Below are 23,621 nucleotides of genomic sequence, written 5' to 3' on the forward strand. Positions count from 1 at the left end.
AGTACTTCTGCCAGGAGTGGCGAAGTGCGGTGATCAACTCAGCCCGCCTCAGCTGCCGATGGTGTAGCCGGGGAGCAGCTTCTTGAAGTCGTCGGCGGCCGCGTCGAGGCCGGACTTCACGGAGACGTCACCCTGCAGGATCTTCGTGTACTGCTGCACCAGCGGCGTGAAGAGGCTGCCGACCTGGGGGAGCGCGACGCGCGGCCGGGCGCTCTTCATGATCGGGTGGAAGCCCTTGATGCGCGGGTCCTTGAGGACCTCGGGGGTGTACGCGGACTCGCGGGTCGGCAGCGTCGCGGTCTCCGCGGCGATCTTCTGCTGGCTCTTGGAGGTGGTCATGAACTGGGTGAAGAGGTAGGCGGCGTCCAGGTTCTTCGAGCCCTGGTAGACGGTGAGGTCGTGGCCGCCGGTGGGGGACTGCGGCTTGCCGGTGGAGCCCGCGGGGACCGGGGCGAAACCGAGGTTGTCCTCGTCGCCCTTGAAGGCCTTGCCCGAGAGGTCGTCGGTGACCGACCAGGGGCCCTGGATCAACATGGCGACCTCGCCGTTCTTGAACGAGGTCTGCATGTTGTCGTAGGCGTTGGCGAAGTCGACCTTCGCCGAGGCCTGGTCGTAGACCTTCTTCGCCGTGGTGACGGCCTTGACGGCCTGGGGCGAGTTGATCGTGATCTTCTTCGACTTCGGGTCGGCGAGGTCGGTGCCCTCGCCGTAGAGGAAGGGGAGCAGGAAGTAGGAGTCGGGGTTGAGGTAGGTGCCCTCGACGCCGGTCTTCTTCTTGATGGTCTTCGACGTCTCGATGAACTCGTCCCAGGTGGCGGGCGCCTTCTCGATGCCGGCCTTCTTGAAGAGCTTCTTGTTGTAGAGGATCCCGAGGGTGTCGGTGACCGACGGGACGCCGTACGTCTTGCCCTGGTACTTCGTGGTGTTCAGCGGGCCTTCGGTGAAGTCGTCCGTGCCGCCCTTGAGGGCGAGGGTGCCGTCCAGCGGGGCGATGTAGTGCAGCGAGGCGTACTCGGGGATGAGGCCGACGTCGGCGCGCATCACGTCGGGGGCGCCCTTGCCGGTCTTGGCCGCGGACTTGAACTTCTGCTCGATCGAGGCGAACTCGACGTTCTCGTAGTTCACGTCGATCTTCGGGTACTTCTGCTCGAAGTCGGCGATCAGCTTCTTGTAGACCGGCGCCTCGGTCGTGGCGTCCGAGGTGTCCCAGTACGTGAGGGAACCGGAGATGTCCTTGGCGGACTTCGCGTTGCCGGTCGAGCCTTCGCCGTCATCACTGCCGCTGCCGCAGGCGGTGGCGCCGAGCGCGAGAGCGGTGACCGCGGCGGCGATCGATATGCCACGTCGCATGGTGAACTCCTGAGGGATGGACCCGCTGTGCCGTCCGTCCCTTCGACGGCCGCCGGGCTGGAGGGAAGTTAACAGCCCTGCAAGGTCTTGCGAAAGACCTTGCAGGGCTCTTTTTCGTGCGCCGGCTCAGATGTGGATCGCCACCGCGCCCATCGCGGGGACGGTGATCTCGGCCGAGCCGCCGGAGACGGTGACGCTGCTCGCGCCGCCGTCGATCACGTTCTCGTACGTCCCGTCCGCGAGGTTCGTCGCGAACGTGTACGTCGCCTCCGCGGACGTGTTGTTGAGCGCCATGAAGCCCTTGTCGCCCCGGCTGAAGCCGATGACATCGGGCGATTTCGCCTGGAAGTTCGTGTATGCCGCGCCGTCGGTGGCGTTGTGGAAGGCCACCGCGCCCTTGACCGCGGCGTCACGGTCGAGGCAGGACCAGCCGCCCGAGCAGTCGGTGTCGGTGACGAAGCCGTCCGCGTTCGGCGGTGCCCCGTCGGCGTCCGACCAGGAGAAGCTGGCGTACACGGACGGCGTGCCGTAGCCGCGGCCCAGCTGGAAGACGGTGGCGAGGGTGGTGGTCGCGCCGTCCTTCAGGCCGAGGGTGTAGCCGTTGCGGTCGGTGTCGTGGTTGGTCACGAAGGTCGCCGACGTGTCCTCGGGGACGAGGCCCCAGCTCTCGCCGAACGTCTCCAGGCCGGAGATGTCGCCCTTGAACTGGTCCTTCAGCTTGCTCGCGTACGTGAAGTCCAGGACGTCACCCGTGTCGAAGTAGTCGCCGGGGGCGGGCGTCGCGCCCGGGTAGACCTCCTGGAAGACGTACGGCTTCGCGCCGGACGGCGTGGGCTCCAGGTACCCCTCGATCGCGGCGAGATCGGCGGCCGGGATGTGCTTGGCGGCGTCGATGCGGTAGCCGTCGACGCCGATGCCGGTGAGCTCGTTCAGGTACCCGGCGATCTTCTTGCGGACCCCGTCCTCCTCCGTCTCCAGGTCGGGCAGGCCGAGCAGTTCGCAGTTCTGGACCTCGGCCTGGTTCGACCAGTCGTCGATCGTGAGGTCCTCGTCCTTGCAGTCGTCGCTCTGGTGGAAGTCGCCGGGGTTCCAGTCGGGGGTGTCGTACTTGTCGGTGACCTTCGTGCCGCCGTAGCCGGTGCCCGGCTGTGCGGAGGTGTGGTTGATCACCGCGTCGACGTACACCTTGATGCCCGCGCCGTGGCAGGTGGCGACCATCTCCTCGAACTGCTTCTCCGTGCCGAACCGGCTGGTGAGGCCGTACGAGTAGGGCTGGTACACGTCCCACCAGTTCAGGCCGGTGGCCTTGAGGGACTCGGCGGGCGGCGCGACCTGGACGGCGCCGTAGCCGGCCGGGTCGAGGACGTCGGTGCACTCGGCGGCGACCGACTTCCAGTTCCACTCCCAGAGGTTGGCGATGGTGTCGCCGTTGGGGACGCCGGTGTCGGTGGCCTGCCGGCCGGCCTGCGCGGGCGTCGCGGGCAGGGTGGTCAGGGCGCCGATGGTCAGGGCGCCCGCCGCGAGCAGTCGCGCGGCGCGCCGTCGTGGTCGTGGGGGGAGGGGCATGGTGCGGCTCCTTGAGGGTTCACGGTGGGGGGACGACGACGAACTCGACTCCAGACGGGCCGAGTTGCGTGTCGTGGTGAGCGTGGAGGGGCTGGTGTGGCTCAGTCAATGCGTCGACTGGAAATTCTTGCAATCCCTTGCTGCAAGATGGACTTGGCGGTACGTTCCCCCGTCATGGCCCAGGAGTTCAGGCACCGCACCGTGGCGGTCACCGGCATCGTTCTCGCGCTCGTCGCGGCCCTCCTCGCCGCGATACCGGCGGGCGCGGCGCCCCCCGACGGCGACGCCCCCCTCGACCTGACGAAGTCGACGGCCCAGTGGATCGACCGCGCCACCGTCGCCGTCCGGAAGGACGCCGTGGCGGCCGCCGCCACCCGGCTCGTCGCCGACCGGGACGGGAAGCTCGCCCTCAAGGGCGGCGAACTCACCGGTACCGGCACGGAGTTGCGTCTCCGCAAGGTCCCCGGCGGCCTGTCCGCGGCCCAGCGCGAGAAGTTCCCGCACCTCGCGTCCTACGCCGCCTACGCGGTGGAGAGCCGGGACCGTGAGCGCCTCGCCGAGGCCCTCACCGGCCAGGTGGTCCTCACCCAGCGCACGGCCGACGGCACCCTCGTCACCGCCACCGGCGTCCAGACCCAGGGCGTCCTCGACGACCTCTACGCCGCGCGCGCCACCAAGGCCTCGCTCGGCCCGGTCTTCCGCAAGGGGCGCCCCACCCTGTCCGTCTGGGCGCCCACCGCGCAGTCCGTCGCCCTCGAACTCGGCGGCGAGCGCGTGCCGATGAGGCGCGACGGCTCCAGCGGCGTCTGGTCCGCCACCGGCCCCGCGCGCTGGAACGGCAAGCCCTACCGCTACGTCGTGAAGGTCTGGTCCCCGAGCGCCCGCGCGGTCGTCACCAACCAGGTCACCGACCCCTACTCGCTCGCCCTGACCACCGACTCCACCCACAGCCTCGTGGCCGACCTCGACGCCAGGTCCCTCGCCCCCAAGGGCTGGTCGAGGCTGAAGAAGCCGCGGGCCGTGCCGATGGGCGACGCCCAGATCCAGGAACTCCACATCCGCGACTTCTCCGCGTCCGACCGCACGGCCAAGGCCCGCCACCGCGGCACGTACCTCGCCTTCACCGACACCCGCAGCAAGGGCTCACGGCACCTCAGGAAGCTGGCCGGGGCCGGGACTTCGTACGTGCACCTGCTGCCCGCCTTCGACATCGCGACCATCCCCGAGCGCAGGGCCGACCAGAAGAGCCCGGACTGCGACCTCGCCTCCCACGCCGCCGACTCCGACAAGCAGCAGGAGTGCGTGACCGCCGTCGCCGCCGACGACGCATACAACTGGGGGTACGACCCCTTCCACTACACGGTGCCCGAAGGGTCGTACGCCACCGACCCCGAAGGGACCCGCCGCACCGTCGAGTTCCGCGAGATGGTCAAGGCCCTCAACGGCGAGGGGCTGCGCGTCGTCATGGACGTCGTCTACAACCACACGGCCGCGAGCGGCCAGGACCCCAAGTCCGTCCTCGACAGGATCGTGCCCGGCTACTACCACCGCCTCCTGGCCGACGGCACCGTCGCGAACTCCACCTGCTGCGCGAACACCGCGCCCGAGAACGCCATGATGGGCAAGCTCGTCGTCGACTCCCTGGTCACCTGGGCGAAGCAGTACAAGATCGACGGCTTCCGCTTCGACCTGATGGGCCACCACCCCAAGGCCAACATCCTCGCCGTCCGCACGGCCCTGGACGCGCTCACCCCGGAGAAGGACGGCGTCGACGGCAAGCGGATCATCCTCTACGGAGAGGGCTGGAACTTCGGCGAGGTCGCCGACGACGCCCGCTTCGTCCAGGCCACCCAGAAGAACATGGCGGGCACCGGCATCGCCACCTTCTCCGACCGGGCCCGCGACGCGGTGCGCGGCGGCGGCCCCTTCGACGAGGACCCGGGCGTCCAGGGCTTCGCCAGCGGCCTGTACACCGACCCCAACTCCTCGAAGGCCAACGGCACCCCGGCCCAGCAGAAGGCCCGCCTCCTGCACTACCAGGACCTCGTCAAGCTCGGCCTCACGGGAAACCTCGCCGACTACACCTTCACCGACAGCACGGGACGTACGGTCAAGGGCTCCGAGGTCGACTACAACGGCGCGCCCGCGGGCTACGCGGCAGCCCCCGGAGACGCCCTCGCCTACGCCGACGCCCACGACAACGAAACCCTCTTCGACGCCCTCGCCTTCAAGCTGCCCGCGTCGACCTCCCCGGCCGACCGCTCCCGCATGCAGGTCCTCGCGATGGCCACGGCCACGCTCTCCCAGGGCCCCGCGCTCTCCCAGGCGGGCACCGACCTGCTGCGCTCCAAGTCCCTGGACCGCAACTCCTACGACAGCGGCGACTGGTTCAACGCCCTGCACTGGGACTGCCGCGACGGCAACGGCTTCGGGCGCGGCCTGCCGCCCGCCGCCGACAACAAGACCAAGTGGACCTACGCCAAGCCGCTGTTGACGTCGGTCCGGGTCGGCTGTGCGGACATCCGGGCCGCCTCGGCCGCCTACCGGGATCTGCTGAAGATCCGTACGACCGAACCCGCCTTCGGGCAGCGCACGGCGGACCAGGTGCAGCGGACGCTGAGCTTCCCCCTGTCGGGCCGCGGGGAGACGCCCGGGGTCATCACCATGCGGCTCGGCGATCTCGTGGTGGTCGTCAACGCCACCCCGGACACCAGGGAACAGCAGGTCGGGGCCGTCGCGGGGAGCGCCTACGCCTTGCACCCCGTCCAGAAAACGGGCGCGGATCCTATCGTCAAGTCCGCGACGTACGAGACAAGTTCCGGGATCTTCACCGTTCCCGGTCGGACCGTCGCCGTGTTCTCCCGGAGCGCCCGCTAGAGCGCTAACTTGGTCGGGCAGGCCCGAGGGGGGTCTGCCCCACCAGCCCCAAAGGGGCCCCGCGTGAGCGCCAACGGCAAGGCAGACACCACGATCCTGGTGGTCGACGACGTCGCCGCCAGCCGATACGCGCTGAGCGCTGTCCTGCGCAGGGCCGGCCACCGCGTGGTCCTCGCGGCCAGCGCCGGCGAGGCCCTCGTCGAACTCGACGTCCGCCACCGCGCCGGCGAACTGCCCGACGTGGCCCTCGTCGACGTCGGCCTGCCCGACATGAGCGGCTTCGAGCTCTGCCGCCGCATGAAGGAGTCGCCCCCGACCGCCGCGCTGCCCGTCGTGCACTTCTCGGCCGCCCGGGTCGCCCCCGCGGACCGGTGCCTCGGCCTCGACGCGGGCGGCGAGGCCTATCTGACGGTGCCCGCCGAACCGGAGGAGATCCAGGCCGTCGTCCGGGCCGTGGCCCGCGGCGCCCGCCACCGCAGCGACGCCGAGGCACAGGCCGGGCACCTCACCCAGCTCACCGAGACGGTCCTGGACGTGCAGTCGGCCCGTTCCTCGCGCGAACTCGTCGAGGCCGCCGCCACCGGTACGGCCCGCCTCACCTACGGCCCCGCCGCCGCGTTCGTCCTCGGCGCGGACGGCGAACTGCGCCGTGGCCTGTCCCGGCGCAGAACCGCCGCCGCACTGCCCGACGACGGCGCGCACGACGCGGTGGCGCGCCTGATCCAGCGCAGCATGTCGGGCCGCGTCGGCGTGCGCAGCACCATCGTGCCCGCCCCGCTGTGGCCGCCCGGCTTCTTCCAGGCCGAGCCGCCCGGTGGCAGTCGCCCACCCGACGGCGCCCGGCTCGCCCTGGCCCGCGCCCGCGAGGGCGGCGTGCCCGTCTGCCTGGCCACACCCGCGTACGCCCACGGCCTCACCGAGGACACCGCACGCCTGGTGAGCAGGCTCGCCCACGCCACCGCGCTCGCCGCCGAACGACTGCTGATGTACGAGATGGAACGCCACATCGCCCTCACCCTCCAGCGCAGCTTCCTGCCCACGCAGGTGCCGCAGGTGCCCGGCGCCGAGATCGTCGTGCGCTACGAACCCGCCTCCCACGACACGGAGATCGGCGGCGACTTCTACGCCGCGCTCGCCACACCGGAGGGCGTGCTCACCGGCATCGGCGACGTCGTCGGCCACTCCCTGGAGGCCGCCACCGTCATGGTCGAGATCCGGCACGCGCTGCGCGCCTACTGCGTCGAGGAGAGCGACCCCAGAGCGCTCGCCGGACGCCTCGACAGGATGCTGCAGCGCTACCACCCCGAGGTGACGGCCACCCTCTGCCTCGCCCTCGTCGACCCGGCCACCGGGCGCACCCGCGTCGCCAACGCCGGACACATCCCACCGCTGGTCGTCGGCGCCGACGGCGCCCGCTACATCGAGGCGAGCGGCCCGCTGCTCGGCCTGGGCCTCGATCGGCCGCAGCCCACCGACACGGTCCTCGGGCCCACCGACCGGCTCGTCATGGTCACCGACGGGCTCATCGAGACCCGCGGCACGGACCTCGCGGTGTCCATGGAGCATCTGCGCGCGGTCGCCGCCGGCGCGCCGCCCGGCGCCGCCGCCCTGTGCGACACCCTGCTCGCCTGCTTCGGGCACGACAGGGGCGACGACATCGCGATGCTCACGCTGCGGCTGAACGGCGACGCGTAGGGCGTCAGCCGAGCGGCTTCTCCAGGAGCAGCACGCCGTACGTGCTCCCGTCGGCGGCGACCTTCCCCGCCAACTCGCCCACCAGCGTGTACCCGGCCTCCTCGTAGTACGTGCGCAGCCGCGGGTTGGTCGACACGCAGTCCAGACGGCACAGCGCCCGCCCGGCCTCGGCGATCCGCCGCTCGGCCCGGGCCAGCATCGCCCGCCCCGTCCCCGGCCGCGCCCCGCGCCGCACCATCAGCCGGTGCACATAGCCCGCGACCGGCGGCTGCGGACCCCACGCGGCCTCGTCGTCCCACCACACCTCGTACGCCCCCGCGGCCTCGTCGCCGTCGTACGCGAGCCACACCTCTTCGGCACCCGACGTGATCAGCCGCCGGAAGTGCGGCTCGTCCTTGTCGCCCGGCTTCCACTGGTCGATGCCGCGCTCCAGCATCCAGTGCGCCGCACCGTCGAAGAGGCCGGTGAGGGTGGCCGTGTCCGTCTCGTCCGCCCTGCGGAACGCGAGTTGTGCCGTCATGGCGATCACTGTAGGGGCGGGCGCGCCCCGCGGGTCGTCTCAGACCCGGGCCTGCGGCACCAGCGCCACGAGCCGCTCGATGAGTTCGGCGAACGGCCCGTCGGCCGGCTCCGAGGCGAGGATGCCGGCGAGGACCCGTGCCATCTCCTCGTCGTAGGCGGCGCTCACCGCGGCCAACGCCGCGAAGTCGTGGACCAGTTGGAGCTCCAGCTCCGCGCGCGGGATGCGCCGCCCGCCCAGCCAGATCAGGGCGGTCGACTCGGCGAGCGAGATCCAGGAGCGCACGACGAGTTCGAGGCGGGCGGGCGGGGAGGTGACGCCCAGGTGCATGAGGATCTGGTCGTACGCCGCCTGCCGCACCGAGTCGATCAGCGCGTTGGTGGTCGACGAGCCGACCGCGGGGCCGCCCCGCATCAGCGCGGAGAAGCCGGGTCCGTGCTCGTCGACGAAGGCGAGGAAGCGCCCCATCACCCGCAACAGCCGTGCCCCGAGCGGCCCTTCGTGCGGCTCCACGAACCGCTCGGCCAGGTCCTCGGCCGCCCGGCGCAACGCCGCCTCGTACAGGCTGAGTTTGCCGGGGAAGTAGTGGTACACCAGCGGGCGCGAGATGCCCGCGGCCGCTGCTATCTCGTCGATGGACACGTCGTCGGGGGAGCGGTGGCTGAACAGTTCGAGCGCGACCCCGATCAACTGCTGCCGCCGCTCCTCGACACCCATCCTGCGGCGCACCCCGGTTGTCATGCGAACACCTTACCGAGCGGAACCGGCCCACCGGCGAACCGGTCCGGTGCCGATCGCGCGCACGAGACCTCACATGTCGAGCACGAGACCTCACATGTCGAGCACGAGCCGCTCGCCGCGCGCCCGTGAGACGCAGATGAGCATGGAGTCGCCCCGCTCCTCGTCCGTGAGCAGCTCGTCCCTGTGGTCGATCTCCCCTTCCAGGACGCGCTGTTGGCACGTTCCGCAGAAACCCTGCTCGCAGGAGTACGCCGTGTCCGGCAGCTCGGCGCGGACGGCGGCAAGGACCGTGGTGTCCGCGGGCACCGCCACCGTCCGCCTGCTGCGCCGCAGTTCGACCTCGAAGGCGGCGTCGCCGTCGGCGGACGTGCGCGGCGCGAACCGCTCCAGGTGCAGTGTGCACCCCTCGGGCAGGACGGCGCCGACGGCCTCCGTCAGAGGCTCGGGTCCGCATGCGTGGACGGCGGCGCCCCGCGGCGTCCCTTCGAGGAAGGCGGCCAGGTCCGGCAGCCCGTCCTCGTCCTCGGCGACGACGGTGACCCGCGCCCCCTCGGGCCCGTCGAGCTTGGCGACCTCTTCGAGGAAGGGCATCGAGGCCCGCGAACGCCCCCCGTACAGCAGCCGCCAGTCGGCCCCGGAGGCCTCGACGGCCCGCAGCATCGGCAGGATCGGCGTGATCCCGATGCCGCCGGCGACGAAGACGTACGAGGGTGCGTCGGTGAGCGGGAAGCGGTTGCGCGGCCCGCGCACCTCGACCTCGGCGCCCACCGCGAGCCGCTCGTGCACCTCGCGCGAGCCGCCCCTGCCGCCCTGCTCCGCGGTGATCAGACGGGTGGCGACGGTGTACGAGGAGGTGTCCTCGGGGTCGCCGCACAGCGAGTACTGCCGCACGAGCCCCGAAGGCAGGACGAGATCGAGGTGGGCGCCGGGCTCCCAGGCGGGCAACCCCGCACCTTCGAGGCGCAGTTGGACGACGCCCTCGGCGATGTTCTCGTGCCGGGCGACCGTCAACCGCAGCGCCCGGCCGCGCGGCTGCCCGGAGACCGGCTCCTCCAGGGCGGGCAGCGGCCACAGCGGCGAGGCCTCGATGCGGCGCCGCATGGCCCGCCTGGCGAGCAGGGCCACGCCCGCGGCGAGGGCGACGGTATAGACGCGCGGCATGTCAGGCGGCTCCCTTCTCGGCGGCGACGGCGGCGGGCGAGGAGGCGAGGTAGGCGGCGGCCTGCTCGGTGCTGCCTTCCCGGGAGGGGTGGTAACTCCGGCTCAGATAGCGGGGGATGGACTTGATCATGTCGCCGGTCGCGGGCAGCGTGCCCGCGCGCCCGCTGCGGTGGAAGGCCCTGAAGCTCGCCTTGCCGTCGACGAGCGTCGGGTCGTTCGCCATGAAGAACCGGGCCCCGCGCTGCCAGAGGAAGACCAGGGCGCTGAAGGCGGTGGCCCAGGTCCTGGCCCGGCGCCGGTAGCTGCCGTCAAGGTGCATGAACAACTCGAAGGCGACGGAGCGGTGCTCGACCTCCTCGGCGCCGTGCCAGCGCAGCAGGTCCAGCATGGTGGGGTCGGCGCCCCTGCGGTCCAGCTCCTCGGCGTTGAGCACCCAGTTGCCGAGAAAGGCGGTGTAGTGCTCGATGGCCGCGATGATCGCCACGCGCTCCATCAGCCACCACTGGCGCGGCCTGCCCGGCGGCAGCGTCCGGTCGCCGAGCAGCTTCTCGAAGAGCCAGTCGACCTGCGCGGTGTACGGCGTCGGGTCGAGCCCCTGCTCCTTGAGGTGCGGAAGCACCTCGTCATGGGCCTGCGAGTGCATGGCCTCCTGGCCGATGAACCCGATGACGTCCGCGCGGAGCCGCTCGTCGCGGACGAGGGGGAGCACCTGCTTGTAGACGTGCACGAACCAGCGCTCGCCGGCGGGCAGCAGCAGATGCAGCACGTTGATGGTGTGCGTGGTGAACGGGTCGTTCGGGAGCCAGTGGAGCGGGGTGTTCTCCCAGGAGAAGGAGACGTTGCGTGCCTTGAGCGGTATGCGCTCGGACGCGACGGGCTCGGGCGCCCGGCTCTGCGTATTAGACATGGCGTCAATGTACTGATGGGTAGTTCGGGGGTACAGGGGTCTGCGCCGGGAACTTCCCTCAGCGCAGGGTCGTCACCTTCGTCCCGTCGGCCAGCTCGCCGCTGAGCCGCGCCCGTGTGGACCGCTCGGTCCTCGTGGCCAGGACGTTGCCGTTCGCGCGCTCGCCGCCGGACGCGGTGATGGACGTGACGTCCTTGCTGCCCGCGCCGAGCAGGTACCAGTGGCCCGCCCGGGACTTCCACAGGACGCCCGCGAGGACCTGCGGGTCGCGGGTGCCGCACGCGGGGGAGTTCTCGGCCTTGGCGGCGACGGCACCGGCGGGCCCCTCGGGCGTCTGGAACTGGGCGAGGACCCGGCTGCCGCCGCCCCGCCAGGTCTCGGCGCGGGTGCAGACCCACGCGGCGGTGCCGTCGCCCTCGGGCAGCGTCTGGCGGGCGTACGCCCAGGAGTTCACGGACCGCACGCCGTGCGAGCGGACGGAGGCCAGGGAGCACGCGGACTTCGTCCAGTCCGCGGCCGTGGCCTCGCGCGGAGCCTGCGGGCGGCCCGTGGTCAGCCGGGCGGGGACGAGCTCGCCGAGGTCGGTCGACATGCGGACGGCCCCGGAGTTGTCGCGCAGCCGCAGCGCGTTCCAGGACGTGCACCGGCCGTTCTGCGCGGGGCCTGCGAAGGGCTCGGTGACGCCGTCGCCGGACCGGGGCAGAGAAGCGGCCTTCGCGCCGGGCTTCAGGAGGTCCTGAACCGACGAGGACGTGATCCAAGGGGCTGTGAGGTACCGGACGTTCCCGTCGGAGCGGTTGACGACGACGGCGCCCGCCTCGGCGCCGGTGGCGCCGTCGACGCGGGCGAAGTCGAGGGCGGCGCCGCTCGTGCCCTCCCGGGGCTCGGCGTACCGGACGATGCGCAGGCCGTCGTAGAGCAGGACGACGCGGGCGGCGTCGACCTCGCCCGCGAAGAGCAGCTGGGCGGGGCCGGGGGGCGCCCCGGCGGCCGTGCCGGGGGTCGCGGAGACCCGCACGGACTCGCCGGGCCTGGCCCAGACGGCGAGGGCGCGGCGCAGCAGGGCCCTGTCGTCGGTGAGGTCGCCGCGCGCGGGCCACACGGAGAAGTCGGTGCGGGCGGAGCGCTTCCAGGCCCCGGCGGCGGCCTTCGTCAACGTGCCGGGATCCAGGGCGGCTTGACCGGCCGGGTTCTGCGCGTACGGGGGCGCGGCGGCGCCGTCGGGCCCCCAGCCGTCGCCCGGCAGGCCGAGCAGCGCCCCGCACACCAGCGCGGCGGCGGCCGCGACGCCCGCGGCCCGCAGGTGCTGCCTGCGCCGCATCAGGTCGGTGGGCCGCGCCTGCAGGGAGCAGGGGTCGAACTCGGGCGACGCGAGGAGTTCGTACCGCGCCTCGACGTCACCGGCCTCGGCGAGGGCGGCTCCGGGGTCGTCGCATCCGGCGGCGGTCAGCACGGCGCGGGCCCCGTCCTCGTCGAGGCGTTCGAGGCCCCGCAGGACGTAGGCGGCGCGGGCGGCTCCCGACAGGGCGGAGAGCCGCTGGTCCAGGGCGAGTTCGTCGGCGCCGCCGGAGCGCGGGAAGAGCCGGAGCCCCCACACCTGGGGGAGCAGCGGCGGCAGTTGGGCCCGCTTGGGCCAGGCCTTGCGCTTCAGGGGGAGCCCGGCGTCGAGGGCGCTGCGCAGGACGTGGAGGCGTACGTACGCGTATCCGGCGTCGCCGTGGCGGGCGGCGCCGCCGCGCGGTGCGGGCACGGCGACGGCGTCGACGGAGGTGCGGCCGCGGGGCAGGGCGCGCTGGGCGAGGGAGTGGGCGGTCAGGACCCGCCGGTTGCGGCCGAGGCTCGGCGGCAGCACGAGGTAGGCCAGCCGGACGAGCCGTGGGTAGTGCTCGACGAGGGCGGCCTCGGCCTGCTCCACGTCGACGACGGGGGCGGGGTGGGACGGGGACGGGGACTGCACATGCGAGGACACGTTCAACAGAACGAGCGAATCGTCGGATGGTCACCTTGCCGCCCGCGGCACGCCGGGTGCGGCACCGCCCCACGGTGGACTTGTCCGCCTGGGGCAGGGGGGGGGAGGCGGCGGCGGAACAGGCCCTGCCCACACGCGGCCCGCGGAGGACGCGTCCCCCCCCCGCCCCGCAGACGAACAGGCCGGGCTACCCGCCCGCGACCCGCCACCCGCTGAACTCCACCGTGCCGCGCGCCCCGTCACCCCCGTTCGTCGCGCTCATGAACATGCCGACGTCCTGCGCGGTCCCCATCCCCGCCACGGTCACCGTCGCCACGTCCCGCCACGTGGCCCCGTCGTCCACGGAACAGGACCCCGTGACCGCGCCGCCCCCGACCCGCGTCAGCCGCAGCAGTACCGGCGCCGCGATTCCCGTGATCCGCTTGTACGTGTCCAGCGTGCCGTCGCCGTTGGTGTCGTACGACAGCACCACCCCGTTGCCCGGCGTGACCGCGAGGTTGACGATCCCCGCGGAACCGGGGCGCCCCAACGCCACCCGGCTGATGATGCCCGCACGGGCCCAAGGCCCGGTCGCGGCCTGGGAGTCGACCCGTACGACCACCGAGACCCCGTCCCGCAGCACCCCCTCCCGGTACAGCGCCCCGAACTCCGTCGTGCCCTTCCACAGATCCGCCCCGCCCCCATGGATCGCGTACCGACCGTCCCACTCCCCGAAGACCGCGCCGTTGTTGCTGTACGTCTCCCAGGAGTCGCTCACCGGCCCCGCCACGAACAGCGTCCCGTCGTGCACGGACCGCACCCTCCGCTCGCCCGCGGGGCCGTACCGCACGGCGATCTCGTACGGGAGCGGCCGCAACGGCCGGTCCAGGGGCGTGTCCGGGGCGCTGACCCGCCACGCGACCTCACCCGTCCCGGCCGCCTCGACCCTCGGCAGGGAGACGGGCCCCGACGGCTCCGCGGCCACGCCGGTCAGCGTGAAGTCGACGCGGCCGGTGGCGCGCAGCCCGTTGACGTTGCGGAAAACGGCCTTAACGCGCGCGTGCCCGCCCGGCGGCATCGACGCCGGATCCGCGGTGACCTCCAGGTTCCCCTGGTACGGCGCCCGCGCCAGAACGTCCCGCACCCGCGCGGCCGTCCGGTACGGAGCGCCGACGGGCCGCAGCGGGTAGTCCTTGCGCTCCCGCGTCCACGGCTCCTCGAACGCGAACCAGTCCACCGGCCTCGGCGCCCGCCCCGCCGCCAGCGCGTCGGCGAGCTCGTCGAGCCACTTCTGCCACCGGGGCACGTAGAAGTCGCCCAGCAGGCCGTGCCATTCACGGTTGCCGTAGTCGTGCAGCCGCCCCGGGTCGGACGTCGCCCGGTCCCCCCACACCGTGATCAGCACCTTCGCGGTCCGCTCGAACTCGGCACGCTCGGCCTCGCTCGTCCCCATCCGCCGCGCGGCCTCCACCCAGGGTCCGAGCAGGAACGCCGCATGGGTGCCCGTCACGTCGTCCGAGAGCCGCATCAACCGCAGCCAGAGCGTGGCCAGTTCACGGAAGGCCGCCTGGTCCTTCCTCGTGTACGCGGCCCGCAGCTGCGGAAGGAGCTGCCGGCTGCGGTGCGCGAGGGCCTGGCGGGCGACGTCCACCAGGTCGTGCCGGTAGGCGGCGCTGCCCCGCAGCGCCCCCGCGACCCCGAGGAGCCCGGAGAGCGCGGCGTCGAAGCGGCCGGGGTCATACGTCAGGGCGCGCGGCGCGTACTCCGCGGCGCGAGCGGCGGCGAGGTCGGGCCGGGCGGCGAAGAGGGAGTCGTGCGGATCGCTGCGCTCGACGGCGGTGTGCTGGTAGGCGGTGTCGTGCAGCGCCCGCCAGGCGGCCCGCGCGGCGCGGTCGCGCCCGCCGTACCGGAAGTCGGCGTACGAGGAGAACCACGCGGCGCGGTCGACGGGCCCCTTCGTCCAGGCCAGTTCGGAGAAGAGCTCGAAGGCGGCGGGGTCCCGGTCCGTCGCCTCCGGCATGAACGCGGTGCCCACCAGCGCGCTGTCCGCCTTGTCGCGCCAGGCGAAGAACTTCTCGTTCCACAGGTGGGTGCGGGCGCCGATGGTCGTGCGCCCGCCGAAGTTGGGGATGGTCCCGAACGCGTACGGGGTCCCGCCCCAGTCCTTCTCCCGGTCCGTCACGCTGGCGAACCGGTCGGAGACCCCGTCGACGATGAGCATCCGCTTCTTGTCGACGGCGTCGAGCAGCGCGGGCAGCGGGTTGGCCTCCCAGCCGAGGATGACCCAGGTGGCGCCGGGCCTTGCCGTGCGCAGTGCGGCCTCCACGCCGCGGGCGGCGTCGGGCACGGGCACGTCGCCCGGAGTGCCGCCCTCGTGCAGCAGGTCCATCTTGAAGAGGTCGGCGGGGCCGAAGAGTTGCTCCTGGTGGCGGTAGAAGGAGGCGGCGACCTTCGCGAACGCCGAGGTCCGCGGGTCGAGCCAGTCGGGTCTCCTGAACCCGTGCCAGACGCCCTGCGGCACGACGCGCGCGTCGCCGCCGTTGCGCTCGACGAAGCCGTCCGGGACGTGACCGTAGTAGCCGGGCAGGACGGGCGCGATGCCGAGCTCCCGCAGCCGCCGCACGATGCGCCGCCCCAACTCCGCCCGTGCGTCGATGAGTTGCCCGGAGAGGGGCCCGCCGTACCCGGACAGGTTCTGCAGCAGCCACCACGGCTGGTGCGAGGGCGCGGGCAGCCACGCCCGCGCCTCGGCGTCGGAGTAGCCGAACTCCGTGAGGACCCGGTGGTACACGGCCTCGGCGCCCGCGATCACCAGGACTTCGTTGCAGCCGTGCAGGGCGAGTACGTCGATCATCCGCTCCCAGTACGCCCAGTCGGCGTACGGCGCGGTGTACCCGTCGTTGGTGTCGTTCAGGGCGAACCGGTGGGGGAGCGAGGTGGACCGCTCAAGGGGGCGGGCCGGCGCGGGCAGCCTGCGCGGCAGGTCCAACTGGCTGCCGTTCCACGTGACATGGGCCCCGCACACGTACTTCAGGTACCAGTGGACGCCGGTGAGCAGCACGGCGGGCGTCGTGCCGGACGCCTCGATCCGCCCGGTGGTCCCGGTGACCCGGAAGCGGTCCTCGCGGCCCCGCCGCGGGACGAGTCTGAGACGGATCTGCTCCGCGTGATGCGGGAGGAGTCTGTTGAGCACGGAGCGCGCGGCATCCGTATCCAAGGCCGGGGCCTCGGCGGGGTGCGCGGCCGCGGGGCCGGCCAGGGCCGGAAGGCCGCCGGCGGCGGCGCCGAGGCCGAGGGCTCCCGCGGTGCCGAGCACGGTGCGTCGGGACGGTTCGGACATGTGTACCCCCTGGGTTGAAGGCTGCGCGCACGGTATCCGTGTCGCCCCGGGGGCTCAACGGTGCATGTGCGGTACGGGAGTTGAGTCAGCCGAAAGGAGCGGGTGGGACGATGAAGGCAGTGCGAGCAGTGCGAGCGGTGCGGGGAGCGCGCGCGAGGCGGGCAGCGCGAGGCGCGCTTTCGGGCATGGGTGTGGGAGTCCTGCTGATGGTGGTGGGGTGCGGCTCGGGGGGTGACGACACACCGCGCACGGCGAGCGGCAGCCTGGAGCAGCTGGCGGCCAAGGCGCGATGCAGGCCCGACATCCAGACGGACGCGGCCGAGCTGCGGCAGGCCACCTGTGTGGGTGGTGCCCGCAACTACATCCTCGTAACCTTTACAAACGCCCGTGGCCAGGCCGAATGGCTCGACGAGGCGAACGACTACGGGGGCACGTACCTCGTCGGCGGCAGCTGGGTCGCGGTCGGCGGCGCCGCCGACATCGCGGCGCTGCGCGACCGCCTCGGCGGGACCGTGGTGGACGCCGCGGGGAGGCACGGCGGGGGCCACCACGGTCACCGCGCGGAGTGAGCGGCGCTCCGGCCGGGATCTCCGGCGGGCGTGGCGTCAGGCGCAGCGTTGGCCGGAGTTGACGCACTTCGCCACGCGTCGCATCAGCCGCTCGTCGAAGACGTTGATGAAGTCACCGTGGTCGGTGACGGGTTTGTGCAGCTGCTCGGGGAAGGAGTCGACGGCGAAGCCGGGCCCCGGCGGCACGTCGTACACGACGCGCTGCACCAGCTGCGGAATGGCGCGGAAGCCCTGCGGGCAGGCGCCGGTGCGGGGGTCGGCGAAGGCGACGTGGGTGCGGTGGTTGGCGCTGTCGGTGTTCTGCCCGTCCCAGCAGCTCTGGAAGTTGAACGTCCGCACGACCTTGCTGCCCTCGGGGCAGATCGGGTACTTGTCCGTCAGCTGACGGTTCTCGAATCCGGTGCAGCTCCACGAGGCGTTGGCATTGGCGTCGCCGTTCGTGAACGCCTTGGCGTCACCGGTGATGATGCGCAGGAAACGCGGCATCGCGACGACCTTGCTCCGCGGATTTCCGGCGAACTTCAGCGTGACCGCGGCGGGTGTCTGGATCTCCCCGACATTCTGGTCCTTGCCGCCGCCGTCGGCCTGGGCGTCGTCCTCGTCCTTTCCGTTCTGCAGCCTCAGGACCGGCCAGTAATAGGTCGACTTGTCGCCCTGATTCCGGCAGCTGGTCCGCCCGTTCGCGAGATCGTCGTCACTGGAGAAGGCGTCCGTCGCCTGATTTCCGACGTAGTCGTGCATGTGGTGGGCGCCATTGCTCACGCCGGGCGCGACGATGACGTTGTCGGGATTGAACTTGCCGTTCTCGTTCCGCCCGCACTTCGTGGTGAAGGTTCCGCGGGATGCGTTGCGGCCGTTTCGGGGGCGGTTGACGTTGGGCTGGACGGACTCGATCTCGACGAAGTCACCGGCGTCGGGCCCGTTGCCGCTCTGCCCTTGTTCCTGTTCCTGTTCCTGTCCCTGTTGCTGTTGCTGTTCCTGGTCGGCGGCGCGCAGGGTGCAGGGCGCCAGGCTGTCGAGTCCTTCGGGCGCGGTTCCGGCCTGGTCCAGGGTGTTCGTGATCCCGGCGAGGGTTTCCCTGCGTTTCTCCTCCAGGGGGGCGAGCAGGGACTCCTTGTCCTGCGCCTGTGCGAACTGCCCGTACGCCTCCGTGATCTGACTGTCCAGGTCGGCCAGTTGCCGGTCCACGTCACCCCGTGCCGCGTCCGGCACCTCCGGCAACTGATTGGCCACGTCCGGGCAGTTGATGGTCGAAGCCTGCTGCCCGGCGCTCTGCGGGGGAGGCTGATCCGTGCCTTCCTCGGCATTCGCGTAGACGTTCACGGCGATCAGGCCGCCGCCGCCCATGAGCAACGCCACGGAAGCGGCGGCCGCCCGGCCCGCGAGTTTTGATCGTTTTCGTGATGTGCGTCGTGAAGTGCGTCCCATGGGGCTACATACGAATCAGTGGCCCGCCCCGTTCAACCGCCCCGGGAATCAGCGCCCTTGATCGAGATAGGCGAGAACCGCGAGCACCCGCCGATTGTCGTCGTCCGAAACCGGCAGATCCAGTTTCCCGAAGATATTGGACGTGTGCTTGGCGATGGCCCGTTCCGTCACGACGAGCTGCGCCGCGATGGCCGCGTTCGACCGGCCCTGCGCCATGAGTTCGAGCACCTCGCGCTCGCGCGGCGTCAGCGCGCCGAGCGGCTGGTCGGTGGCGCGGCGGGACAGGAGCTGCTGGATGACCTGGGGGTCCATCGCGGTGCCGCCGGCCGCGACCCTGCGCACGGCGTCGATGAACTGGGCGGCGTCGAAGACCCGGTCCTTGAGGAGATAGCCGACGCCGCCGGTGCCGTCGGCGAGGAGTTCGCGCGCGTACAGCTGCTCCACGTGCTGCGAGAGGACCAGGACGGGCAGGCCCGGTCTCGCCCGGCGCGCGGCGAGCGCGCACTGGAGGCCCTCGTCCGTGTGGGACGGCGGGAGCCGGACGTCGACGACGGCGACGTCCGGCTGCAACTCCGCGAGGGCCTTGGTGAGTTCGGGCCCGCTCTCCACGGCCGCCGCGATCTCGAAGTCGAACGCCTCCAGCATCCGCACCAGGCCGTCGCGCAACAGGAAGAGGTCTTCGGCTAGGACAACTCGCAAGGGATCTCCATGGTCACCATGGTCGGACCGCCCGCGGGGCTGCTGACGGCCAGTACGCCGTCGAATGTACCGAGTCGGCGTTCGATGCCGCTCAGCCCGGATCCCGATCCGACCGAGGCGCCGCCCTTGCCGTCGTCGGTGACGGCGATGCGGAGCATGCCCTCGGCGTGGTGCACGTCGACCCAGATGCGGTCGGCGCCCGAGTGCTTGATGGCGTTGGTCAGGGTCTCGCTCACCGCGAAGTACGCGGCGGACTCGACCGGCGCCTCGACCCTGCCCGCCAGCTCCACGTCGACCTCGGTGGCGATCGGCAGGCGCAGCGCGAGGGCCTTCACCGCGTCGCCGAGGCCGCGTTCGGCGAGGACCGGCGGGTGGATGCCGCGGACCAGGTCGCGCAGCTCGGTCAGCGCCTCGCCGGAGTTCTGCCGCGCCTTGGCGAGCAGCTCCTTGGCCTTGGCGGGGTCGGCGTCGATCATCGCCTCGATGGTGCCGAGGTCCATGCCCATGGCGACCAGGCGGGCCTGTGCCCCGTCGTGCAGATCGCGCTCGATGCGGCGCAGTTCGGCGGCGGAGTTGTCGACGGCGTCGTGCCGGGTCTCGGTCAGCCGGTCCACGCGCAGCGCCAGTTCACGTTCCCGCATGCTCGTGGTGGGCGCGAGGAGCGTGCGGGCCAGCAGGAAGTGGCCGCGGATGAGGTGGGGGTTGGCGAACAGGCCCACCACCAGGAGGGCGGTGCCGAGCGCGGCGGCCTGGTTCGCGGTGGACTGCGAGGTGACGTGGATGAAGCCGTACCAGTCGCCGCCGCCCGCGTCGACGATCGGCTTCCAGACGCCGAGGGCGAGGACCCAGCCGTACAGCCAGTAGAGCAGCAGCGCGGGAGCGAAGATCGCGGTGATGAAGCCCCCGGTCATGTCGACGAGCAGCCACTGCAGGTCGCGCCAGGTCGCCGGGTCCTTGAGCATCAGCGTGCAGCGCTCGACCTGCCCGGTGACGCCGGTACGCAGTCCCGGGGGGAAGGTCCGGTACGGGACCGGGATCCGTACGTCCGCCCACTGACCTGCCTGATAGCGGCGCAGGGTGGCCCACTTGCGTACGCCGGTCAGGACGACCGGAGTGGTGAAGAGGCCGATCCCGAGCAGGATGAAGGCGATCGACAGGACGGAGAGGACGAAGAGGGTGATCGAGCCCGCGAGGGAGACGATCGACAGATAGAGCCCCTGCCCTCCGGCGACCGCCGCGGTCCGTAGCCTCGTCATGATCATCAATCCCTCTCGTCAAGCTCAAGCCGACCGTTCGCGTGCTGTGCGTCCGGCACGGTGACCAGTCTCGCCGGTGGGGCGGCCCCGGTCATTGGGCCCCCCACCCGAGCGGGGGGTGTACCTGACGACACCCCCCGGCCTCGCCCTGTGCCTCGCCGGGAGGGGGCTTCGGCGGCTGGGGCGAGAGGTCCCGGATTCCTAGCGTGAGTCACGTCTTACCCGACGCTTACTTGCGCAGACTGATGGGGGCGAATCGCCATGAGGCGGAACCTCGCGGCACGACTCGGTGTGTGGAGCGCACACCACCGGAAGGCGGCCGTCCTCGGCTGGCTGGTCTTCGTGGTCCTCGCCACGGTCATCGGCGGGGCCACCGGCACGGTCACCGCGTCCGACGACGAGATGGGGGTCGGCGACTCGGGCCGGGCCGCGAAGATCCTCGAAGACGCGGACATCGACGAGCCCGCGGGCGAGCTCGTCATGGTCACCGCGCGGACCGCCGACGGCTGGCGGGACGCGGCGGCCGACCTGTCCAAGGCACTGGTCGCGACGGGCGACGTACGCGACGTCCAGGCGCCGCTGCCCTCGAAGGACGGTAGGGACGCGCTGCTCCGCTTCGCGATCAAGGGCCCGTCGGACGACGCGGCCGACCGCGTCGGGCCGGTCCTCGACGCCGTGGCGAAGGCGAAGGAGGACGGGGCCGCGCACGGCATCTCCGTCCACCAGTTCGGCGACGCGAGCTCCGAGAAGCACCTGTCCGACCTGCTCGCCGACGACCTGAAGAAGGCCGAGTTCACCGCGGTGCCCCTCGCCCTCGGCATCCTTCTGATCGCCTTCGGGGCCGTGGTCGCGGCGCTGCTGCCGGTGGGGCTCGCGCTCACCGCGTGCGTGGCGGCGTTCGGGCTGCTCTCCCTCGCCAGCCATCAGCTGCACCTCTTCGAGACGACGTACTCCGTGATGTTCCTGATGGGCCTCGCGGTCGGCGTCGATTACTGCCTGTTCTACCTGCGCCGCGAGCGGGACGAGCGGGCCGCCGGGCGGGACCCGGAGACGGCCCTGCGGATCGCCGCCGCCACCAGCGGACGCGCGGTGCTGGTCTCCGGCCTCACGGTGATGGTCGCGATGGCCGGCATGTTCCTCTCCGGCCTGCTCCTCTTCAAGGGCTTCGCCGTCGCCACGATCCTGGTGGTGTGCGTGGCGATGCTCGGCTCGGTCACGGTCCTGCCCGCGCTGCTCGCCTGGCTCGGCGACCGGATCGACGCGGGCCGCATCCCCTTCCTCAACCGCCGCGCCAGGAAGGGCGCGCACGCCGGCGGCGGCATCGCGGGACGCGTCCTGCGGCCCGTCCTGACCCACCCGAAGTTCTTCGCCGTCGGCGCGGCCGCTCTGCTGCTCGCCCTCGCCGCGCCCGCGCTCGGCATGAGGACCGAACAGCTCGGCCTGGAGAAGCAGTTCGGCTCCGACGCGGCGCTCTCCGTCTCGTACCAGAAGATCACCGAGGAGTTCCCCGGCGGGCCCGCCCCGGCCAGGGTGGTCGTCAAGGCCGACGACATCGGGGCGCAGCCGGTGCGCAAGGCTCTCGCCGCGGTGACGGACGAGGCGGGCGACGGCGCCGACCTCACCGTCCACAAGGCGGCGGGCGTGGCAGAGATCGCGGTCCCGCTGCCGGGCACCGGCACCGACGCCGAGGCGAAGAAGGCGCTGTACGACCTGCGCGAGGTGACCGTCCCCGCGGCCTTCGACGGCGTCGACGCCGAGGCGTACGTGGGCGGTGACCTGGCCTCGTCCGAGGACTTCAGCGACCAGCTCGGCAAGGGCATCGTGCCGGTCCTCGCCTTCATCGCGGCGGTGACGTTCCTCCTGATGCTGTTCAGCTTCCGCTCGGTGGTGATCGCGGTGACGTCGATCGCGCTGAACCTGCTGTCGGTGGGCGCGGCCTACGGCGTCATGACCGCCGTCTTCCAGCACGGCTGGGGCGCGGAGCTGATCGGCTCGGAGAAGGTCGGCGCGATCGAGAACTGGATGCCGCTGTTCGTCCTCGTCGTCCTCTTCGGCCTGTCGATGGACTACCACGTGTTTGTGGTCTCCCGGATCCGCGAGGCCCGTGACCGGGGCGCGGACAACCGCGCGGCGATCCGCGAGGGCGTCACGAGCACGGCGGGCGCGGTCACCGGCGCCGCGGTGATCATGGTGGCGGTCTTCGCGGTCTTCGGCACGCTGTCCATGCAGGACATGCAGCAGATGGGCGTGGGCCTGGGCGTGGCGGTCCTCCTGGACGCGACGGTGGTCCGCATGGTCCTGCTCCCGTCGGTGATGACGCTCCTCGGCGACAGGAACTGGCACACGCCGAGGTGGCTGGCCTGGCTGCCGAGGGTCTCGCACGGCGAGGAGGGTGTGACGGACGGCCGTTCGCCGGTGCGGGCAGGCGTTCCGCACGGCGGATCCCGGCCCACTGACAACGCCCCGCTGCAGGGCACTCGTTGACGAGGCCCCCACTGAAACGTCGTATCCCCCGGTGCGGAGCACACGCACCGGGGGATACGCCCAGCTACAGCTACAGCTACAGCTACAGCTACAGCCCCAGCACCTTCGCCTCCTTCTCCGGCGCGAGCCCGACCACAGGCCGGTCCCCCCGCTGCGGCGCGACCCCACCGAGCCCCCGCAACCACTCCCACGTGTCCCGCACCGTCTCGACCACGGGCCGGGCCACGAGCCCCGAAGCGATCGCCTTCTCCGAAGACGTGCGATGCATCGTGTCGTGCACCTCACCCGGCGCCAGCCACACCGGCAACTCCAGCCACGGCTCGACCCCCGCCCCCAGCACCACCTCCGGCGGGGTCCACCGCAGCGTCACGTCACCACCGCCCGCCACCTCCACGCACGCGTCGAGCAGCTCGCCCATGGTGAACTTCCCCAGGGGACTGACCAGGTTGTACGCCCCGTGCAGCCCCGCGGCCGCCGCGTCCAGGACCCATTCCGCGAGGTCCCGCACGTCGACGTACTGGATCTCCAGATCCCGCGGCCCCGGCGCCAGCACGTCCCCGCCCCGCGCGACCCGGTTCAGCCACCACGGCAGCCGCCCGATGTTCTCGTAAGGCCCCAGGATCAGCCCGGCCCGCGCGAGCAGCGTCCGCTCGGCCCCGAACGCGGCGACCGCGGCGAGCTCACCGCCCCGCTTGTCCTGCGCGTACGCGACCGCGTCGGCGTCCGGGTCGCCGTCCACCACGGGGAAGTCCTCGTCGGACCCGGCCACGCCGGGGTAGCGGTACACGGAACCGCTGGAGACGTAGACGTACCGCCCGGCCCGCCCCGCGAGCAGCCGGGCGGCGTCCCGCACCACCCGGGGCGCCGCCGACCAGGTGTCGACCACCACGTCCCAGGTGCCCTCGGCGAGCGCCGCGAGGCCGCCCTCGGCAGTGCGGTCGCCGTGCAGGGACCGCACACCGGCGGGCGGCTCGTGGCGGCCGCGGTGGAAGACGGTCACCTCCCAGCCCCGGGCGAGCGCCGCCTCGGTGACGGCGCGTCCCACGAACTCCGTACCACCCAGCATCAGAAGTCTCATGG

Annotated in this window: 16 protein-coding genes; 4 read left to right on the forward strand and 12 right to left on the reverse strand. The window is 72.1% G+C overall.

Annotation, left to right across the window (positions count from 1 at the left end; translation table 11 throughout):
• Positions 1-48 precede the first annotated feature (48 nt).
• Both ACZ4D5_RS05280 and ACZ4D5_RS05285 read right to left on the reverse strand, forming a co-directional pair.
• Complete coding sequence (locus tag ACZ4D5_RS05280) at positions 49-1,350, reverse strand: extracellular solute-binding protein (RefSeq protein ID WP_467770975.1); 1,302 nt, start codon at positions 1,348-1,350, stop codon at positions 49-51.
• A 126-nt stretch (positions 1,351-1,476) separates the two neighbouring features.
• The gene (locus tag ACZ4D5_RS05285) at positions 1,477-2,916 is read right to left on the reverse strand and encodes an alpha-amylase (protein ID WP_467770976.1); all 1,440 of its coding nucleotides are present in this window, start codon (positions 2,914-2,916) and stop codon (positions 1,477-1,479) included.
• Between the two features lie 174 nt (positions 2,917-3,090).
• Between ACZ4D5_RS05285 and pulA the strand changes: the two genes are divergently transcribed.
• Positions 3,091-5,793, forward strand: a complete 2,703-nt coding sequence (gene pulA, locus ACZ4D5_RS05290; protein WP_467770977.1) for a pullulanase-type alpha-1,6-glucosidase — start codon at positions 3,091-3,093, stop codon at positions 5,791-5,793.
• Positions 5,794-5,856: 63 nt separating this feature from the next.
• Positions 5,857-7,488, forward strand: a complete 1,632-nt coding sequence (locus ACZ4D5_RS05295; protein WP_467770978.1) for a SpoIIE family protein phosphatase — start codon at positions 5,857-5,859, stop codon at positions 7,486-7,488.
• Between the two features lie 4 nt (positions 7,489-7,492).
• Here ACZ4D5_RS05295 and ACZ4D5_RS05300 read toward each other — a convergent pair whose 3' ends face one another.
• The 6 genes from ACZ4D5_RS05300 to ACZ4D5_RS05325 all read right to left on the reverse strand — a co-directional run bounded on the left by ACZ4D5_RS05300 (position 7,493) and on the right by ACZ4D5_RS05325 (position 16,105).
• Entirely contained in the window at positions 7,493-8,008 is a 516-nt protein-coding gene (locus ACZ4D5_RS05300) for a GNAT family N-acetyltransferase (protein WP_467770979.1), read from the reverse strand.
• A 39-nt stretch (positions 8,009-8,047) separates the two neighbouring features.
• Positions 8,048-8,749, reverse strand: a complete 702-nt coding sequence (locus tag ACZ4D5_RS05305) for a TetR/AcrR family transcriptional regulator (protein WP_467770980.1) — start codon at positions 8,747-8,749, stop codon at positions 8,048-8,050.
• A 90-nt stretch (positions 8,750-8,839) separates the two neighbouring features.
• Complete coding sequence (locus ACZ4D5_RS05310; protein ID WP_467770981.1) at positions 8,840-9,910, reverse strand: PDR/VanB family oxidoreductase; 1,071 nt, start codon at positions 9,908-9,910, stop codon at positions 8,840-8,842.
• 1 nt (position 9,911) lies between these two features.
• Positions 9,912-10,817 (reverse strand): metal-dependent hydrolase, encoded by a 906-nt coding sequence (locus ACZ4D5_RS05315; protein ID WP_467770982.1) that lies wholly within the window; start codon positions 10,815-10,817, stop codon positions 9,912-9,914.
• Between the two features lie 58 nt (positions 10,818-10,875).
• Positions 10,876-12,795: a hypothetical protein gene (locus ACZ4D5_RS05320; protein ID WP_467771488.1), complete on the reverse strand. Its 1,920-nt coding sequence runs from the start codon at positions 12,793-12,795 to the stop codon at positions 10,876-10,878.
• A gap of 178 nt (positions 12,796-12,973) precedes the next feature.
• Positions 12,974-16,105 (reverse strand): alpha-N-acetylglucosaminidase, encoded by a 3,132-nt coding sequence (locus ACZ4D5_RS05325; protein WP_467770983.1) that lies wholly within the window; start codon positions 16,103-16,105, stop codon positions 12,974-12,976.
• A 185-nt stretch (positions 16,106-16,290) separates the two neighbouring features.
• Between ACZ4D5_RS05325 and ACZ4D5_RS05330 the strand changes: the two genes are divergently transcribed.
• On the forward strand, positions 16,291-16,674 hold the full coding sequence (locus tag ACZ4D5_RS05330) for a hypothetical protein (protein ID WP_467770984.1): 384 nt from the start codon (positions 16,291-16,293) through the stop codon (positions 16,672-16,674).
• Between the two features lie 36 nt (positions 16,675-16,710).
• Here ACZ4D5_RS05330 and ACZ4D5_RS05335 read toward each other — a convergent pair whose 3' ends face one another.
• The 3 genes from ACZ4D5_RS05335 to ACZ4D5_RS05345 are packed head-to-tail and all read right to left on the reverse strand — an operon-like array spanning position 16,711 to position 20,057.
• Positions 16,711-18,102 (reverse strand): DUF1996 domain-containing protein, encoded by a 1,392-nt coding sequence (locus ACZ4D5_RS05335; protein ID WP_467770985.1) that lies wholly within the window; start codon positions 18,100-18,102, stop codon positions 16,711-16,713.
• 48 nt (positions 18,103-18,150) lie between these two features.
• Positions 18,151-18,801 (reverse strand): LuxR C-terminal-related transcriptional regulator, encoded by a 651-nt coding sequence (locus ACZ4D5_RS05340; protein WP_467770986.1) that lies wholly within the window; start codon positions 18,799-18,801, stop codon positions 18,151-18,153.
• The gene (locus tag ACZ4D5_RS05345; RefSeq protein ID WP_467770987.1) at positions 18,786-20,057 is read right to left on the reverse strand and encodes a sensor histidine kinase; all 1,272 of its coding nucleotides are present in this window, start codon (positions 20,055-20,057) and stop codon (positions 18,786-18,788) included. Before ACZ4D5_RS05345 ends, ACZ4D5_RS05340 begins: the two co-directional genes overlap by 16 nt.
• Positions 20,058-20,318: 261 nt before the next feature.
• Here ACZ4D5_RS05345 and ACZ4D5_RS05350 point away from each other — a divergent pair, with 261 nt between their 5' ends.
• The gene (locus ACZ4D5_RS05350) at positions 20,319-22,541 is read left to right on the forward strand and encodes an MMPL family transporter (RefSeq protein ID WP_467770988.1); all 2,223 of its coding nucleotides are present in this window, start codon (positions 20,319-20,321) and stop codon (positions 22,539-22,541) included.
• An 88-nt stretch (positions 22,542-22,629) separates the two neighbouring features.
• On the opposite strand, the gene ACZ4D5_RS05355 is transcribed toward ACZ4D5_RS05350, so the two are convergent.
• Positions 22,630-23,619 (reverse strand): NAD-dependent epimerase/dehydratase family protein, encoded by a 990-nt coding sequence (locus ACZ4D5_RS05355; protein ID WP_467770989.1) that lies wholly within the window; start codon positions 23,617-23,619, stop codon positions 22,630-22,632.
• Positions 23,620-23,621: the final 2 nt, after the last annotated feature.

This window comes from Streptomyces sp. NPDC025651 (assembly GCF_055558735.1).

Excerpts from the sequence above, each read along its gene's own strand:
- ACZ4D5_RS05325 (WP_467770983.1), bottom strand. The coding sequence starts at position 16,105 with ATGTCCGAACCGTCCCGACGCACCGTGCTCGGCACCGCGGGAGCCCTC.
- ACZ4D5_RS05315 (WP_467770982.1), bottom strand. The coding sequence starts at position 10,817 with ATGTCTAATACGCAGAGCCGGGCGCCCGAGCCCGTCGCGTCCGAGCGC.
- ACZ4D5_RS05350 (WP_467770988.1), top strand. The coding sequence starts at position 20,319 with ATGAGGCGGAACCTCGCGGCACGACTCGGTGTGTGGAGCGCACACCAC.
- ACZ4D5_RS05280 (WP_467770975.1), bottom strand. The coding sequence starts at position 1,350 with ATGCGACGTGGCATATCGATCGCCGCCGCGGTCACCGCTCTCGCGCTC.
- ACZ4D5_RS05345 (WP_467770987.1), bottom strand. The coding sequence starts at position 20,057 with ATGACGAGGCTACGGACCGCGGCGGTCGCCGGAGGGCAGGGGCTCTAT.
- ACZ4D5_RS05310 (WP_467770981.1), bottom strand. The coding sequence starts at position 9,910 with ATGCCGCGCGTCTATACCGTCGCCCTCGCCGCGGGCGTGGCCCTGCTC.
- ACZ4D5_RS05330 (WP_467770984.1), top strand. The coding sequence starts at position 16,291 with ATGGGTGTGGGAGTCCTGCTGATGGTGGTGGGGTGCGGCTCGGGGGGT.
- pulA (WP_467770977.1), top strand. The coding sequence starts at position 3,091 with ATGGCCCAGGAGTTCAGGCACCGCACCGTGGCGGTCACCGGCATCGTT.
- ACZ4D5_RS05285 (WP_467770976.1), bottom strand. The coding sequence starts at position 2,916 with ATGCCCCTCCCCCCACGACCACGACGGCGCGCCGCGCGACTGCTCGCG.
- ACZ4D5_RS05305 (WP_467770980.1), bottom strand. The coding sequence starts at position 8,749 with ATGACAACCGGGGTGCGCCGCAGGATGGGTGTCGAGGAGCGGCGGCAG.
- ACZ4D5_RS05300 (WP_467770979.1), bottom strand. The coding sequence starts at position 8,008 with ATGACGGCACAACTCGCGTTCCGCAGGGCGGACGAGACGGACACGGCC.
- ACZ4D5_RS05335 (WP_467770985.1), bottom strand. The coding sequence starts at position 18,102 with ATGGGACGCACTTCACGACGCACATCACGAAAACGATCAAAACTCGCG.
- ACZ4D5_RS05355 (WP_467770989.1), bottom strand. The coding sequence starts at position 23,619 with ATGAGACTTCTGATGCTGGGTGGTACGGAGTTCGTGGGACGCGCCGTC.